We start from the raw sequence: 16,259 nt of genomic DNA on the forward strand, positions 1-16,259 counted from the left end.
GCTCCTCGCGAGCGAGTCGGGCGGCGCGCTCGGCATCTCCGCCAACGCGGACATCGCGGTGAGCCGCAACATCGCGTTCGCGCCGTGGTTCTCGACCGCCGTCGTCGCGCGCGAGGCCTCCGCTCCGATCGGCACCGCCGGCTATCGCCCCACCCTCATCGGGCTCGGCATCGCCGCGCCGCTCGCGAGCCCGTCGAGGTTCATCGTCCCGCGCCTCGGCGTCGGCTACGCGGTCCTCTGGGTCCACGTCTGGCCCGACACCGCGGTCGCACCGGCGGAGAAGAAGAGCCAGTCGATCGATCTCTTCGGCGCGGTGATGTACGTGAACGCCGCCATATCGATGAAGATCAACGCGCGCGCACGGATCACCGCGGAGGGCATGCTCGGCGTGAGCTCGCACGACCTCGTCGTGCGCATGGGCGACTCCGAGCGCGCGCACTGGGGCGTGCCCGTCGCGCACCTCGCGCTGCGCGGAGAGCTGGTGATCCCATGAAGCGCCGGAAGCTCCAGGCGCTCGCGAGCGCGGGCCTCGTCGCCGCCGTCACCACGCTGCTCGCCGCGTGCGACGAGGTCTACGCCGATCCGATCCTGATCCCGCAGCCGACCTTCGGGTCCACGTTCGACGCGGGGCCGCTCACGACGCCGCGGCCGCCGCCGTACGTCTGCGTCAACGAGCGCCTGCACGAGAACGGGCCCTGCACGGTCGAGGGCGCGACGTGCGAGAGCGGCCAATCGAGCGATCCCGACTGCAACTCCACGTTCACCTGCGTCGTCGATCGCGGCTACCGCTACTGGACCGAGACGCGGCGAGGCTCGTGCGCGGGGACGTGCCCGAAGACGATCGTCGACGGCGAGCCGTGCACGCTCACGCCGAGCGACGGCGGCGTCGTCAGCGACGAGACGGAGCTCCAGTGCGTCGCGGACGGGCGCCTCTGCGGCTGCACGACCGGACGCGACGGCGCGCACGCGCACCCGCGCCGCTGGGTGTGCACCACCGCCGGCGACGGATGCCCGATCTCGCGCCCGCTCGTCGGCTCGGGATGCCTCGGCGATCGCGCCTGCGACTACGGCGGCTGCACGCTGAAGCGCGGCGCGGGGATGGTCTGCTCGGAGGGGGTATGGCAAGTGGAGGCGACCGAATGCCCACCCTGAAGCGGCTCGCCCGGGCGCTCGGCGTCGCGATCGGCGTCGCGTTCGCGCTCCTCGTCGGCTGCAACGACGACTACGAGTACCCGAGCTTCGGGGGCGGCTTCGCCTCGTCGTCGTCGGGGACCTTCGACTCCGATCGCCGCGCCGAGCCGTCGTTGTGCGAACAGGTCAGCGAAGGCGAGCGATGCACCGGCAACATCGCGAGCGGCAGCTGCGAGCGCGGCACGTTCGCGAGCTACTCCTGCAACGCCCACCTCGCGTGTGCGCTCGACGACGGTCGCAACGGCACCTGGACGCTCACCGAGCCCACGCGAACGGACTGCCGCACCGACTGCCCCGAGGCCTACACCGAGGACTACGCCGGCTGCACCGGCGCGAACGCCGGCACCCTCCTCTGCGAATACCCAGAGGGAACGTGCGGTTGCGCGCCGATCTACGCACCCGAGCCCGAGCCCGACGCGGACGAAGACGCGGGCGCGAACGAAGACGCAGGCGCCGACGAAGACGCGGGCGCGGACGAAGACGCCGCCGCGCCGCCGCCGCCGCCCAAGCCGATCGGTTACGAGTGGCGCTGCGTCGCGCCGCCTTCTCCGATCTCTCCCGCCGACGCGGGCCCCCTCCGCTGCCCCCGGCTGCGACCGCGCGAGGGGCAGGACTGCGTCCGTCCGATGACGTGCGACTATGGCGCGTGCGTCTTCGAAGACGGCTACCGAATGCGTTGTTACGATGGCTCGTGGGCCCGTGATCTCGATAGGAGCACTCAATGCGAACGATGAACTTCCGCTCGGGCCTCTTCCTCTTCGTGCCGCTCCTCGTCGCGACCGTCGCGGCAGGTTGTAATCTACAAGAATCGGATTACGCCGAGCGCTACGTCAACTCGACGCCGTCGGTCGCGCCGACGCCGGGCCCGCAGCCGAAGTTCACGCAGGCGCTCTCGACCGAGGTCGCGCCGCCGCCGATCTCGGGCGGCACCCTCGCGGTCGCGCCCGACGGCCGCACCGCCGTCGCCGCCGATCCGGATCGCGATCGCGTCTACGTCGTCGACGTGCCGACGCGCACGGTGAAGCACGACGTCGCGCTCCCGGCCGGCGCGGAGCCCGGACGCGTCGCGATCGACTCGCACGGCTTCGCGCACGTCGCGCTCCGCAACGCGGGGGCGATCGCGACGATCGAGCTCGCGACCGGCAAGAGCTCCCTCCGCGCGCTCTGCGTCGCCCCGCGCGGCGTCGCGTTCGACGCGAAGATCGACGCGATCCACGTCGCGTGCGCGGAGGGCGACCTCTACACCGTGCCGCTCGCGGGCGGCGCGGTCCAGCGGCTCGGGCTCGACCGCGATCTCCGCGACGTCCTCGTGCTCAAGGACCGCCTCTACGTCAGCCACTTCCGCGGCGCGAACGTCTCGATCCTCTCGCGCGACGGCTCGTACTTCGGTGAGTCGACGCGCGGCGGAAACCTCAGCTGGCGGATGGCGGCCCCGCCGCTCGTCGACGGCCAGGCCGAGAAGGACGACGTCGCGCTCGTCTCGCAGGACCCGATCAACCCCGCTCCTTCGACGAACGGCGCCGGCTACTACGGCTCCGGCGCGGTCGACACCTGCAACTCGCCGACGATCACGGCGACGCGCCTCGACGTCCCGGGTGAGGAGTCGATCCGCATCCCGCCCGCCGTGCTCCCGGTCGACCTCGCGACCGACGGCCGCGAGTACGCGATCGTCGCCGCCGGCAACGGCCACACCCCGGAGCTCCCGCAGATCTTCATCCATCGCGTGAAGACGCGGGCGACCGACTCCTCGGACTTCCCGTCGTCCAGCTCGCGCTTCACGCCGAACCCGGGCTGCAACGAGATGGCGAAGGGGTACGTGCCCGGCCAGGCGATCGCGGCGGCGTACGACGGCGAAGACCAGCTGCTCGTGCAGTCGCGCGAGCCCGCGGCCCTCTACATCATGAGCCCCGATCGGCAGCGCGTGTACAAGGAGATCCAGCTCTCCACCGAGTCGCGCGAGGACACGGGCCACGCGATCTTCCACTCGAACAGCGGCGGCTTCCTCGCGTGCGCGTCGTGCCACGCCGAGGGCGGCGAGGACGGTCGCACGTGGGACTTCGTCGAAGGCGAGCGCCGCACGCCGTCGATGCTCGGCACCCTCGCGCACACCGCGCCCTTCCACTGGGACGGCACGATCAAGGACATGCGTCACCTCGTCGATCACGTCTTCACGAGCCGCATGAGCGGTCCGAACGTCGACGAGGCGCAGGTGAGCACGCTCCAGACGTGGCTCTTCCGCCTCCCCGCCCCGCCGAAGTTGGTCCACCCCGCCGAGTCGGTGGAGCGCGGGCGCGTCCTCTTCGAGCAGCGCGGCTGCGTGACGTGCCACTCGGGCAAGGAGTACACGAACAACGAGACGGTGGACGTCGGCACTGGCGCGCTCTACCAGGTGCCGTCCCTCGTCGGCGTCGGCTGGCGCGCGCCGTTCCTCCACAACGGCTGCGCGAAGACGCTCGCGGCGCGCTTCGACGGCACCGCGTGCGGCGGCGACAAGCACGGCGACGTCGCGAACCTCACGAAGCAGGAGATCAACGACCTGTCGATGTTCATGGACACGCTCTGATGCGGCTGCGTTTTGCGCTCTGCCTCGCGGCGCCGCTGCTCGTCGCGACGGCGTCGACGCCGGCCCGCGCGGACGACGTGCCGGCGCTGTCGTCGATCGACTCGGTCCACCTCCGCAACGGGGGCCTCTATCGCGGGCGCGTCACCGAGATCGTCCCCGGCGATCACGTGACGATCCTCGTCGAGAAGGGCGAGTCGAAGCGCATCGCGTGGGGCGACATCGACAAGGTCGTCGTCGCGTCGTCGCCGCCGCCCGGCGGAGCGACGGCGACCGACACGCCCACGGTGGGGGCGCGCACGATCCCGCCGGGCACGCCGGCCGCGCCCGCGCCGATGAGCGGACCGCGCGCGCGCGTGCACGTCGTCGCGCCGAACAGGGTCATCCTCTATCGCCGCCCCGCCGGCTCGAGCGCGTGGACGCAGGCGTGCACCTCGCCGTGCGACGAGGAGCTGCCGATCGGCGACACGTACCGCATCGCCGGCAACAACGTCGCGCAGTCGAAGGAGTTCAACCTCGGCGCGAGCGCCGGCGCCACGGTGACGATCGCGGTCGATCCGCCGTCGATGGGCGGCATCGTGATGGGTGGCCTCATCGCCGGCGGCGGCGTGCTCACGGGGTACGTGGGCCTCTTGCTCGCGGCCGTCTCGTTCGACGAGCGAGGCAAGGACAAGGACGCGCTCCTCACCGGCGGCCTCATCGCGATGGGCGTCGGCGCGGTCGCGACGGTGGGCGGCCTCATCCTCTGCCTCACGAGCGCCACGACCGACATCCACCAGACCACGACGGCCGGCCCGAAGGACGCGGCCCTCCGCGAGCCGACATGGCGCACGGCCGACCGCGCCGCCATGCCGGCCGCCCAGTTCCCGCTCCTGTTCTCTGGCTCGTTCTAACGCGAGCCGCAGAAGGGCGCGCAGGTGCCGGGCTCGCCGCTGTCGGCGTCGCAGCGGCCGGCGCATTCGCTCGAGACGAGGGCGCCGGTGCAGGCGCTGCCGGCGGGCTTGCGCGCCGCGCACTTCTGGGTCGCGTCGCAATGGAGGCCGCGGACGCAGTCGTCGTCCGTCGCGCAGGGGCCGCCTTCGGGGGCGGGGTCCTTCGCCGGCTTCGCGGCGACGCAGGTGCCCGAGGTCGGGTCGCACTCGGCGCCCGCGACGCAGCTCGGGTGATCGCCGAACGCGAGCACGCTCTCCTTCTCGATCGCCGCGCCGCCGCCGTCGACCTTCGCCGGGCCGCACGGCGCGCCGAGCGCGGGCGGCGCGACGCAGCGGCCCTCCGTCGATTCGCTGTATCCTACACACGTCAGGCCGTCGACGCACTCGTGGTCGCCGGCGCAGCTCGCGCCGTTCGGACCGGTCCCGACGAACGCCTCGCGGCACGCGGTGCCGGCCGGATCGGTGAACGTCGACGTGACGTTCGCGCACTCGTCGGCCCCGTAGGTCGCGGCGTACGCGGCGTAGCAGGCCTCGGCGCGATCGGCGCGGTAGAGGAGGCGGCCCGAGCCGCTCGAGAGCGCGAGGACGAGCCGGCACTGCGGCTCGACGAGGGAGGCGAGGCCGAAGGTGAGCTTGTAGTCGGTCGTCTCCTTGTCCGCCGCGGTGCAACACTGCTCCAAGGAGGAGAGGACGACGCCGAGCGTCTTCGCGCAGAAGTCGGTCACGTTCGCGGCGGTCGCCGTGACGGGGCCGGCGCCGCCGCTCGAGGTGCTCGACGACGTCGTGCCCGGCGCGGGCGCGGGCGCCGGATCGTCGTCGCACGCAGCGACCGCGATCACCGCGGCGACGACGAGCCCGAACGCGAGGAGACGTCCCATCTCCTCGAGGATACGCTCGACGGCGGACATGGTAGAGGCCGACGCGACGACGCTCATTCTCCATCCCTTCGAGCAATCGACGTGGTCCATCGCGCGGATCCTCTGCCCGACGAGCGACGTGACCGCGCTTCTGCAGGCCCTCTCGCCGGGCGGCGTGAGCTACTACCCGGATCAACCCGAGGACGGCCGAGCACGCAGCCTGCTCCTCCTCGATCGCCACTTCCCCGGTTGGATGGACGTGGTGCGGCGGTTCGCGAGCGATCCCGCGTCGCTCCATATCGTGCCGCACGAGAGCTACGACTTCTCGTGGAGGCTGCCGTCCGAGCCGATGCCGATCGGCGCGAACCTCCGGATCGCCTCGAGGTCGTGCGAAGCGCGCGGGCCGGATCTCATCCGCGTCGATCCGGGGCTCGCATTCGGCAACTTCAGGCATCCCACGACGAGCATGTGCGCGGCCGCCGTCATGGAAGTCGCTCGCCCGGGGTCATCGCTGCTCGACGTGGGATGTGGCACCGGGATCCTCTTCCTCATCGCTTCCCGCCTGGGCGTGAAGCGCCTGGCCGCCACGGACATCGCCCCCTACGCTCGCTACGTGGCGGCGCGAAACGCGGCGTTGAACGACGTACAGATCGCGATCACGCACGATCTCCCGGACGCGCGCTTCGACGTCGTCGTCGCCAACGTCTGGTCTCGGGCGTTTCACGCGCTCGGGGCTCCGATCTGCGCGAGGCTCGCGGACGGCGGCACCGCGATCGTCTCCGGCTTCGGGTCTCACGAGGCCGACGCCGTCGCCGCGTGTTTCCCGGAGCTCCGCTTCGAGAAACGCGAGCAATCCTCGTGGTGCGCGCTCGTCGGTGTTCGCGCCTAGGCGACGCGCGAGGCGAGTGCTACGAGGAGGGCATGCATCGCGCGCTCGTGCTCGTCGCCCTCGGACTCGTCGCCTGCAAGACCGGCCCCGCGCCGGAGCCGAAGCCGGAGCCCGCGCCGACGTCGAAGACGGAGACGAAGAGCGCGCCGGCGCCGACGGAGGGCGTCCTCCGCCTCGGCGCGGCGATCGAGGGCAACACGCAGAGCGTGGCGCTCGCAGACGTCGCGAAGAAGCCGGACGCGTACACGAACAAGACGTTCACGACGACGGGCACCGTCACCGCGGTGTGCCAGCACATGGGCTGCTGGATGGAGATCAAGGACGACGCGAGCCAGGCCCACATCAAGATGGCGGGCCACTCGTTCTTCGTCCCGAAGACCGCGTCGGGCCGGAAGGCGCGCATCCAGGCGAAGCTCGTCCCGAGCGGCAAGGAAGGCGCGTGCGAGGGCGAGGGCCACGAGGGCATGGCCGCGATGGAAGCGAAGGAAGGCAAGAAGGGCTGCCGCGCCGAAGCGGAGGAGCAGCTCGGCCGCCCCCTCGCGAAGCTCGAGCTCGTCGCCGACGGCGTCGAGCTCCTGTAGCGCCGACGAAGCTCGCCGAGCCGATGGGGAAGCTCGCGCCGACGCACGCCGGGCGTGTCTATGCCGACGAGAGGCTCCTCGTCTCGCTCTTCTTCGAGGCGCCGCACGCCGAGGTCGCCGGCGGCGTCCTCGCCGTCCTCGATCGGATGCTCGAGCGCGCCGGCATGACGTGGATCGGCGGCAAGCGGATCAAGGCCGAAGGTGCGGGCACCGCGCTCTACGCTCCGTTCAGCGAGGCGCTCGCGAAGCGCGTGCGCGGAAGGCTCGAGCGGCCGGACGCTCATCCCGACGAGTGGTTCGTCGTCCGCGACGAGGCGGACGAGTCGACGCTCCCGCGCCACCGCCTCCGCTACGACGCTCGAACCGGGAGCTCGCCCCAAGCGACCGGAAGGCTCGAGCTGTGGCTCCCGCCCGAGCCGTTCTCGAGCGGCGACGAGCAGGCGTCGACGTGGCTCGTCGATCTGCTCGCGCGCGTCGCGTTCACCAGCGGCACGGTCTCGATCGGCCTCGTGTCCGAAGGGGTCCCCGATCCGGTCGGCTTCAACCGCGCCGTCGTCGAGCGGACGTCCGCCCATCCCGGCCTCGATCTCGTCGACCCCACCGTGGGCGCGCGCCTCGGCACGTGCCACCGCGGGATCGGCTGGTTGACGCTGCTCTCCCCCGCCGTGCTCGCTCGGCTCGGCGTCGCTCGCGGCGACGAGCTCGAGCTCCCGCGCGGCGTCTCGTGGCTCCCGTTCGACGGCGGCCGCGGCGCCGTCCGCGCGGGGAAGACGCCGTCGCTCGACGACGATCCGAAGATGCGCGCGCTCGCGCTCGCGCTGTGGCCCGCGCAACACGTCCACCAGGGATGTCCGATCGGCCTCTACGAAGCGGACGGCATCCTCTGGCAGCTTCGTTGGTTGCTTCCACCTCGCCCGCGACGCTGACCGCTTGGGCAACGCGAGTGCCTGGCGAGTCACCCGCGCGGGATCACACCGGTCAAGACTGTGACCGACAAACCTGCGCGTTGCGGGCAATTTCGGACGTCGGCGCGATCGACGATCCCGAGCACGCCGACGTCTTCTCGTCCCGCGGCATCTTCGTCTGCGGTCGCGTCACGCCGGGCGACGTCGACACGTTCGACGTCACGATGGAGCCGCCGTTCTATGGCTGGCGCGCGGGCTTCGACGTCACGCCGTCGAAGGGTGGGCTGGTCGTCGAGGTCCTGATCGAGGACGACCTGCCGCCGGACGGGAACGATCCGCCCGTCCAGATCGAGAAGAAGACGACGCTCCGCGGTGACGATCTATGCGTACTTCGCGGCGAAGGTCGCGATCGCGGCGTCGGCGTAGTCGCGGTCGGGCGCGAGGTGCGCGGCGATCGACGGCAAGAGCGTGCGCTCGTGGCTCAGGCCGGCGACGAGCGCGACCTCGGTCGCGAGGGCGAAGCACTTGTTCTTGCCGGCCGTCATCGCGGCGAGGGTCACGAGCGCGGCGTCGGGGCTCGCCTCGATCTTCGTGCGCGCGGCGGCGAAGAGCGCGCCGACGTCGTGCGCGCGGAGGTCGGGCACCGTGCGCGCGAGCGCGGAGAGCACCGCCGTCTCTTGCGCGTCGATCTTCCCGTCCGCGCTCGCGACGAGGAGCATCGCGAGCGCGAGGCGCGCCGCGAGCGCGTCGTCCTTCGCGTCCTCGTACTTCGCCGTCACCGTGCGGACGACCTGCGCGAGGAACAGCTGGTCGTCGTCGAGGAAGAGCGCCTTCGCGAGCGCGCTCACCGCCTGGACGTTGGGGTCGGACGGCTCGCCGCCGAGCTTGCCGTCGCGCGCGCTCGCGATCACCTCCGCCGCGAGGACGAAGGCCTTTCGCCGGAGCGGCAGCTGCGCGAGCTCGCCGAGCGCGTCGATCCCCTTCACCTCGCTCGGCACCGCCGCCATCAGCGCGCGCGCGTCGAACGACGCGAGCTCCTGCACCGTCGCGAAGTGCGCCTCGAGCTGACGCGCCTCTTCGTCGGCGAGCACGCCGTCGGCGCCGGCGGCGAAGACCATCGCGGCGGTGAGGAGCACGGCCTCGCGCCGTCCGTCGCCGGACGGCGGGAGCGCGTCGCGTCCGAGCGCGAGGACCGCGTCGTCGCCGGTGAGGACCGCGCGCGCGCGGTCGAAGCGCTCCTCGTCCGGCGCGTCGGTCAGCTCGGCGGGACCGAGCGCGATCGCGCCGCGCGGACCGTGGAAGAAGTACGTGCGGCCTTGCGCGACGTCGTCGGCGATCCACGTCCCGACCTGGCGCGCGTGCGTCTCGGCGACGTCGGCGGTCCAGTGCGCGAGGAGCGCGTCCGGCGCGAACGAGAGCCCACGGCCCGGAGGCGCGCCGGGGTCTTCGATCCGGACCTCGGTCGCGAGGAGCTTCGCCGCGCCGGCGGCGAGACCGGCGGCGAGGAGGTAGTCCGCCGCCGACGCGAGCAGCGGCACGTGGAGCGCGAGCCCGTCGCGGCTGCGATCGACGACGACGCCGCGCGCGGCGCCGCGCGTCCACGCGATGAACGAGCCATGCAGCCCCGCCCGCGCGAAGCTCGCCTCGAGCTCGGGCGTGAGCTCCATCTTCGACGGCGCGGCGGCGGCGTCGACGATGTTGGCGAGGAGCCCCTTCGGCCACGCTTCGCCGGTCCACCCCGCGCCGGTGAGCTGCACCGGAGCGCCCATCCCCGACGCGGAGACGATCGCGTTGAAGCCAGGCAACTCGCGCGCGGCGACGTGAAACGTGATGCTCATCGTGAACGCCGCCAGGGTAGAACATCGCACGCACGAGGCGACGCCGATCCTTCCCGCGCGAGGCGGCGCCGAGCCTTTCCCGCGCGGCAACGGCGGTTGCGCGGAAGCGCTCTGGTCGTGTCGTCGCGCGCGGCGCAGAGTGCGCGCCATGAAGACGATCGCCGCCGGTCTCGCGCTCTTCGTCGTCGCGTGCGTCAGCGAGGCGCCCGAGGACGTCGCCGCTTCGTACGAGGCGATCTCCACCTACGCGAGCACGCCGCGCGCGGCGATCCACGTCACGCGGCTCGACGACGCGGAGCCGCTCGACGCCGACGCCGACGCGCACGCGACCGCCGACGCGCGCGCGACGGCCGAGGGCGATGCGCGTGCGAGTCGCGCGCGGCTCGCGGGCCGGGTGTATACCGCCGACTTCGCGAGCGGGCGCATCGACGTCGGCGGCGCGCCGATCGCGGGCTCCTTCGTCGATCCAGCGCTGCCGAAGGGCTACGCGCCGTTCAACGTCGCCGCGCTCGACGGCACGCTCTACGTCGCGTACGGCACGACGAACGAGCTCGGCGGCGGCATCGTCGACGCGTTCGACGCGGACGGACGCTTCCTCGCGCGCGTCGCGCAGGGCGGCTCGCTCGACGCGCCGCACGCGCTCGCGCTCGCCCCCGCGTCGTGGGGACGCTTCGCCGGCGCCCTCCTCGTCGGCAACCACGGCGACGGCGCGGTCCACCTCTTCGATCCGCGGAGCGGCAGGGAGCTCGGCCTCGTCGCCGACGCCGCCGGCCCGATCGCGATCGCACACCTGTGGACGTTGCGCGTCGAAGGCGGCGCGGTGCGCTTCGAGAGCGACGTCGCGTCGGGGACGCTCGTGCCCACGCGCTGATACGCTCCACCCGTGGGCGATCCGCTCTTCGACGCGATCCTCGCCGCGCCGGACGACGACGCGGCGCGGCTCGTCTGGGCCGATCGCGAAGGAGGAGCGCGCGGCGAGCTCGTCGTCCTCCAGTGCTCGCTCGCGGCGCGGACCGCTCCCGCCGACCAGCGCGAGCTCTTCGCCCGCCGCGCCGGCGAGCTCGTGCGCGCCCACGGCGCCGAGTGGACGCCCCTCGCCTCGTACGCGCGCCCCACCTTCGTGCGCGGCTTCGTCGAGGAGGTCACGATCGCGCTCGCCGAGCTCGAAGGACGAGCGGAGACGATCTGGCGGGACGAGCCGCTCGTGCGAACGCTCGTCGTCACCGACGTCGCGCAGTACGCCGTCATCTCGAGCGACGGGCGCTACCCGTGGGCGATCGCGGCGGTGACGCTCGAGGACGTCTTCGCGCGCATCCCGCCGGGGAAGGTCACCTCGCTCGCGCTGTCGCCGTTCGCGGAGGCGACCGGAATCTGGGAGGACCTCTATCGCCGCCCGGCCGACTTCGGGCGCGTCTGCGTCCGCGCCGTCGCGGGCGCGCCCTCGCTCGCGCGCGTCGAGGAGATCGTCATCCCCGGCGTCCCCGACGCGCGCGCGCTCCTCGCGGAGCAGCGCGGGATCAGAGCGCCGAGATGAGGACCTCGCGGTCCTTCGCGCCGCGCGCGGGGCCGACGAGGCCGCGCCGCTCCATCGTCTCGACGATGCGCGCGGCGCGGTTGTAGCCAAGCCCGAGGTGGCGCTGGAGCCAGCTCGTGGAGCAGCGGCGCGTCTCGGCGACGATGCGCACCGCGTCGTCGTACATCGCGTCCTGCTCGGCGTCGTCGTCCGCCGGCGCGCCGTCTTCGTCGCGCGGCTTCAGGATGTTGTCGTCGTAGACCGGCTCGCCCTGCGCGCGGAGATAGTCGGTGATCTCCTGGACCTCCTCCTCGCTCACCCACGGGCACTGCACGCGCTTCGTGTCGTTCGTGCCGTTCAGCTTGATGAGCATGTCGCCCTTGCCGAGGAGGTGCTCCGCGCCCTGCTCGTCGAGGATCGTGCGCGAGTCGATCTTCTGCGCGACGCGGAACGCGATCCGGGTCGGGAAGTTCGCCTTGATCATGCCGGTGATGACGTCGACCGACGGGCGCTGCGTCGCGAGGATGACGTGCATGCCGGCCGCGCGCGCCTTCTGCGCGAGGCGCGCGACGCAGGCCTCGACCTCCTTGCCCTGCTGCATCATGAGGTCGGCGAACTCGTCGATGACGATGACGATCATCGGGAGGTGATCGGGGAGGACCTCCTGCCCGTCGGGATCGTCGTCGCGGACGCGGAGCACCTCCTGGATGCCGTTCAGGTCCTTGCCGACGATCGCCTTGCCGAGCGGGTTCTTCACCTCGCCCGCGCGCACGCGCTTCACCCACCCGTTGTACGTCCCGATGTTCTTCGTCCCCGCGTCGGCGAAGAGCTGGTAGCGGCGCTCCATCTCGTCGACCGCCCACTTGAGCGCGTTCGACGCTTGCTTCATGTCGGTGACGACCGGCAAGAGCATGTGCGGGATGCGGTCGAACGGCGCGAGCTCGACGACCTTCGGATCGATCATGAGCATGCGCAGCTCCTCCGGCGTGCGGCGGAAGAGGAGCGACGTGAGCATGACGTTGAGGCCGACCGACTTGCCGGCGCCGGTCGCGCCGGCGACGATCGCGTGGGGCATGCTCGCGAGATCGGCGTAGACGGGGTTTCCGACGATGTCGCGACCGAGCACGACGGGGAGCGGCACCTCGAGCGTCTGGAAGCGGCGGTCCTCGACGAGGTCGCGGAGGTTCACCGCCGAGCGCGTCTCGTTCGGGAGCTCGAACCCGATCCGGTTCTTGCCCGGGATCGGGGCGACGATGCGGACCTTCTTCGCGAGCGCGAGCGCGAGGTCGTCGGCGAGGCCGGCGACGCGGCTCACCTTCGTGCCCGCGGCGGCGGAGACCTCGAAGGTGGTGACGACGGGGCCGGGGAGGATCTCCTCGACCTTGCCCGTGACCTTGTAGTCGGAGAGCGTCTTCGCGAGGAGGTCGGCCTCCGCGCGCAGCTTCACCTCGTCGAAGAGCGGCCCGATGTTCGCGGGCGCGGCGGCGAGCATGTCGATCGGCGGCAGCTTGAACGCGGGCTGCTCCTTCGGGCTCGGCTTCTTCTTCGTCTCCTTCGGCAGCTGCACCTTCTCGAGCGCGGCCGACGTGTCGACGATCGTGATGCCGGCGAACGGCGCCGGCGCCGGCTCGGGCTCAGGGGAAAGCTCGGGCTCGGGGGGAGAAGCGGCGACCTCTTCCTCGGTCTCCTCCTCTTCTTCCTCCGCGGACTGCTCCTCGATCGCCTCCTCCGCGCCGATCTCCTCGGGCGGCGGCTCGCTCTTCTTCTTCCGCGAGCGCTTCGGTTTTTCGGCGACGACGGGCTCCTCCTCGACGGCCTCCGGCTCCGGCGCGGGAGGCTCCTTCTTCGCGCGGCTCCGCTTCGGCTCCGGCTCCGGCGGTGGCAGCGTGATCGCCTTCTTGCGGCGCTTCTCCTCCTTCGTCTCTTCGAGCGGCACGAGCGCGGTCGCGCCGTCCCACTCCGCGCTCTCGGTCGCGATGCGCACGCGCGTCTCCGGGACCGCGGGCGAAGGCGCCGGCTCTTCCTCTTGATCCACGACGAGGATCGTCGCGTCGGCCTTCGGCAGCGCGATGACGGGCGCGTCGGCGAGCTTCTCTTCCTCCGCGCGCGCGCGGTCGAGGGCGCGCGCCTCGACCCATGCATTATGCACATAGCTCACGCCGCCGCGAACCTTCTCCTGGATGAAGGTGAAGAGCCGCGCGATCGCGCGCATCAGCGCGATGAAGGAGAAGCTCGCGCGGCTGATGAGGATGAGCCCCACCAGCGCGAAGCCGACGAGGAACGAGCCCGCGGTCGAGAACAGCGAGCGCGCGATCTCGCCGAAGAGCTCGCCGATCATGCCGCCGGCCGAGTAGCGGCCGAAGGCGAGCTTCTCGGGCCAGCCGACCTGCACGAGCGACGCGCCGATCACGACGAGGAGGATGTCGCCCGCGAGCCGCGACGCGGTGGCGCTGCTCTTCTTGCCGGTGACGAAGGGGATCCCGAGGAGCAGCGCCTCAGCGGGCACGACCCACGACATGACGCCGACGAGCCCGACGAACAGACGCGCGACGGACGCGCCGACCGCGCCGACCCAGTCCTCGCCGACGACGGAGGGATCGGGCACGACGTTCGGACGCGCCGGCTCGCCCGCGTACGAAGCGAGGGCGAGCGCGAAGAACACCGCGAGCGTCCACAGGAGCAGCGCCGCGACCTCGCGTCCGCGCGCGAACGAGTGCGGCTGCGACCCGAGGACGCTCGGCGCGCGTGTGTTCGCGGGGAGCGCGCGTCCGCCCCGAGGCACGAACAGCGGCTCGCTCACGCCGCCATCCGCATGTGCGAGCGCCGGCCCTGCCGTCAGATCCGGAGCCTGGTTCCGTCGACCCAACAATCCGTCCAAGAAGCCCATGCCTACTGTTACCTACATCGACGCTACGGCATGGCCGGATCCGTGGTCAACATTCGGGATGCCCGCGCCCGACCTGTCGAGCGGCCGGTTTATCCTTGGTTCTCCGAGGGATCCCGGCGTATCGTCCTTGTCCATTCGAGGAACGATGGGGCAAGCCCGGACAACGAGGTCGCTATGCTTCGCGCTGGCCGTGACCGCACTGCCGGTCGCGTCCGCGGGCTGCCGCGTCAACGAGGGGGACGTGAAGCGGTGGGAGACGACCCAGCGCGGTCCACACAAGCTCGTCGCCGTCATCACGCACGACAAGTACGCGCTCGAGCTGCGGACCGACGCGGCGATGGCCCTCATCCGGATGCCGCCTCGTGGTGGAACACGACAGGGCATCAAGTTCCTCATCGAGAAGTACAAGAACGAAGAGGGCGAGGAGCGGGAAGGCGCGCTGAACCAGCTCGCCCCCGAGACGCGGCAGCAGCTCGTCGACCGCCTCGTCCCGATGCTCATCGAGGAGCTCAAGGCGCCGCCGCCCGCGCGCACGCCGGAGGGCCGCCTTCCGGCGGACCCCACCGTCCCGTACAAGGACGCGTCGTTCGCGCTCCTCATCCACGAGCCGCCGCTCATCTCGAACGACGAGACGAAGGCGACGCTGAAGGCCGCGCTGACGAAGTGGGCGCAGACGGGCTTCGAGGACCGCATCGAGAACGGCTCGCAGCAGTACGGCCTCGAGCAGATGATGCGGACGCTCGGCCCCGACAGCGTGAAGATCCTCCCCGGCCTCGTGAGCGAGAACACGGCGCGCATCGACCGCATCGCCGGCCTGATCAAGGACATCGGCGACGATCAGGCGAAGGCCGATCTCTCGAAGTCGCTCGTCCAGCTCGCCGAGAAGTACAACTCGAAGGAGTGGCTCGAGGCGCAGACGAAGATCGTCAAGGAGTACAACGCCAAGAACAAGGTCCAGGCCGACGACAGCCAGGTCGCCGCGCAGGTCGACAAGATCCAGGAGCGCCGCCTCACGGAGGAGGTGTTCCCGGCGATGAAGCGCGTCGCGGGCAAGCCGAGCGTCGACTACCTCATCAAGTACGCCGCCGATCAGAAGATGCCGGCGCCGCGGCGCAAGCTCGCGCTCGCCGCGCTCGAGGGCAACCTCGACAAGAACAGCAAGGAGCAGCTCGACCACCTCTTCGCGATCGCGAAGGGGAACGACGTCCCCGACGAGGTGCGCGACGGAGCCTTCCGGCGCATGGACGAGTTCCCGAAGGAGCAGACGGTCCCGAAGCTCTACTCCCTCGCGGACAACCCCCGCTGGAAGGTGCGCTACGTCGCGTTCGACCACGTGCTCCTGACGATGAACGCGAAGCAGATCCCCGATTTCATGAACCACCTGCCGAAGACGGCGGCGACGAAGATGGGGCAGACCGAGCCGCTCCAGTACGCGCAGACGATCCGCGACAAGGTCGAGGGCGACGCCAAGACGAAGGCCGACATCCTCGCGCCCTACATGAGCTCCAAGGACCTCGGGCCGAAGCTCGTCGCGCTCGGGTGGTACTGGGGCGGCAAGAAAGAAGACCGGAAGCTCGTGGCCGCCCACGAGAGGGACAACGACCCGCTTCCGAAATGCGATGCCGCCGACGAGTGCAAATGGGAGTGCGACGTCCCGAAGGCGCCCGGCTCGAAAGAAATGGAAGCACATGAGGTCAAGACCGTGGGGGAATGGGTCAAGACCTGCCTCGTGCCCAACATGGATAAGTGACGCGTCCTCGCATAGAATTTCACATTCCGCTTCCCGTGCTGTTCTGATCCTCCAGAAGAGGGGTTGTCCGCCGTAACGCTGCGATGAGCTCGGATCCGAACAAGAAGAGCCCCCGGACCTTCCAGTGCAGAGACATGCTCTGGGAGACGTTCGAGCAGATGGCTCGCGAGCTGGAATGCAGCGTCGACTACCTGATCAACGAGGCGATGAAGCAGTACGCCCGGCAGCGCAGCTACGGGCCGCGCACGCCGTACCCCGGCGGCGGTGGGCGCGACGAGCCGCCGCCGCGCGGGCGCGATCCCGGCTACGCGAGCGCGCCGCCTCCGCCGATGCCGCCGCCGGCGTCCCTCCGCGGA

15 protein-coding genes are annotated in these 16,259 nt (G+C 71.3%); 12 read left to right on the plus strand and 3 right to left on the minus strand.

The window, feature by feature from the left end; all coding sequences use genetic code 11:
- The 5 genes from KF837_44610 to KF837_44630 all read left to right on the plus strand — a co-directional run.
- On the plus strand, nt 1-493 hold a 493-nt coding region (locus tag KF837_44610), incomplete at its 5' end, for a hypothetical protein (GenBank protein MBX3234458.1).
- Entirely contained in the window at nt 490-1,152 is a 663-nt protein-coding gene (locus KF837_44615; GenBank protein ID MBX3234459.1) for a hypothetical protein, read from the plus strand. The genes KF837_44610 and KF837_44615, both read left to right, overlap by 4 nt.
- Entirely contained in the window at nt 1,140-1,925 is a 786-nt protein-coding gene (locus KF837_44620; protein ID MBX3234460.1) for a hypothetical protein, read from the plus strand. Before KF837_44615 ends, KF837_44620 begins: the two co-directional genes overlap by 13 nt.
- Nucleotides 1,913-3,754, plus strand: a complete 1,842-nt coding sequence (locus tag KF837_44625; GenBank protein ID MBX3234461.1) for a c-type cytochrome — start codon at nt 1,913-1,915, stop codon at nt 3,752-3,754. Before KF837_44620 ends, KF837_44625 begins: the two co-directional genes overlap by 13 nt.
- On the plus strand, nt 3,754-4,644 hold the full coding sequence (locus KF837_44630; protein MBX3234462.1) for a hypothetical protein: 891 nt from the start codon (nt 3,754-3,756) through the stop codon (nt 4,642-4,644). Before KF837_44625 ends, KF837_44630 begins: the two co-directional genes overlap by 1 nt.
- On the opposite strand, the gene KF837_44635 is transcribed toward KF837_44630, so the two are convergent.
- Nucleotides 4,641-5,561 (minus strand): hypothetical protein, encoded by a 921-nt coding sequence (locus KF837_44635; protein MBX3234463.1) that lies wholly within the window; start codon nt 5,559-5,561, stop codon nt 4,641-4,643. The two genes, KF837_44630 and KF837_44635, sit on opposite strands and share 4 nt — an antisense overlap.
- A gap of 28 nt (nt 5,562-5,589) precedes the next feature.
- Between KF837_44635 and KF837_44640 the strand changes: the two genes are divergently transcribed.
- Genes KF837_44640 through KF837_44650 form a run of 3 tightly spaced genes read left to right on the plus strand, consistent with a single transcriptional unit; the run spans nt 5,590 to nt 7,936 of the window.
- Complete coding sequence (locus KF837_44640) at nt 5,590-6,429, plus strand: 50S ribosomal protein L11 methyltransferase (GenBank protein MBX3234464.1); 840 nt, start codon at nt 5,590-5,592, stop codon at nt 6,427-6,429.
- Nucleotides 6,430-6,461: 32 nt separating this feature from the next.
- The gene (locus KF837_44645) at nt 6,462-7,010 is read left to right on the plus strand and encodes a DUF4920 domain-containing protein (GenBank protein ID MBX3234465.1); all 549 of its coding nucleotides are present in this window, start codon (nt 6,462-6,464) and stop codon (nt 7,008-7,010) included.
- A 23-nt stretch (nt 7,011-7,033) separates the two neighbouring features.
- Complete coding sequence (locus tag KF837_44650; GenBank protein ID MBX3234466.1) at nt 7,034-7,936, plus strand: DUF3396 domain-containing protein; 903 nt, start codon at nt 7,034-7,036, stop codon at nt 7,934-7,936.
- 359 nt (nt 7,937-8,295) lie between these two features.
- Here KF837_44650 and KF837_44655 read toward each other — a convergent pair whose 3' ends face one another.
- Nucleotides 8,296-9,753: a hypothetical protein gene (locus KF837_44655; GenBank protein MBX3234467.1), complete on the minus strand. Its 1,458-nt coding sequence runs from the start codon at nt 9,751-9,753 to the stop codon at nt 8,296-8,298.
- A gap of 148 nt (nt 9,754-9,901) precedes the next feature.
- Here KF837_44655 and KF837_44660 point away from each other — a divergent pair, with 148 nt between their 5' ends.
- Nucleotides 9,902-10,624, plus strand: a complete 723-nt coding sequence (locus KF837_44660; protein MBX3234468.1) for a TIGR03118 family protein — start codon at nt 9,902-9,904, stop codon at nt 10,622-10,624.
- Nucleotides 10,625-10,636: 12 nt separating this feature from the next.
- Nucleotides 10,637-11,287 carry a hypothetical protein gene (locus KF837_44665; GenBank protein MBX3234469.1) on the plus strand — a complete coding sequence of 217 codons (651 nt, stop codon included), beginning with the start codon at nt 10,637-10,639 and terminating at the stop codon, nt 11,285-11,287.
- On the opposite strand, the gene KF837_44670 is transcribed toward KF837_44665, so the two are convergent.
- The gene (locus tag KF837_44670; protein MBX3234470.1) at nt 11,271-14,066 is read right to left on the minus strand and encodes a DNA translocase FtsK 4TM domain-containing protein; all 2,796 of its coding nucleotides are present in this window, start codon (nt 14,064-14,066) and stop codon (nt 11,271-11,273) included. The two genes, KF837_44665 and KF837_44670, sit on opposite strands and share 17 nt — an antisense overlap.
- Before the next feature lie 277 nt (nt 14,067-14,343).
- On the opposite strand from KF837_44670, the gene KF837_44675 reads away from it, so the two are divergent.
- Nucleotides 14,344-15,903 carry a hypothetical protein gene (locus KF837_44675; protein ID MBX3234471.1) on the plus strand — a complete coding sequence of 520 codons (1,560 nt, stop codon included), beginning with the start codon at nt 14,344-14,346 and terminating at the stop codon, nt 15,901-15,903.
- A gap of 83 nt (nt 15,904-15,986) precedes the next feature.
- On the plus strand, nt 15,987-16,259 hold a 273-nt coding region (locus KF837_44680; GenBank protein MBX3234472.1), incomplete at its 3' end, for a hypothetical protein.

Source organism: Labilithrix sp., from assembly GCA_019637155.1.
Classification (GTDB): Bacteria; Myxococcota_A; Polyangia; order Polyangiales; family Polyangiaceae; genus Labilithrix.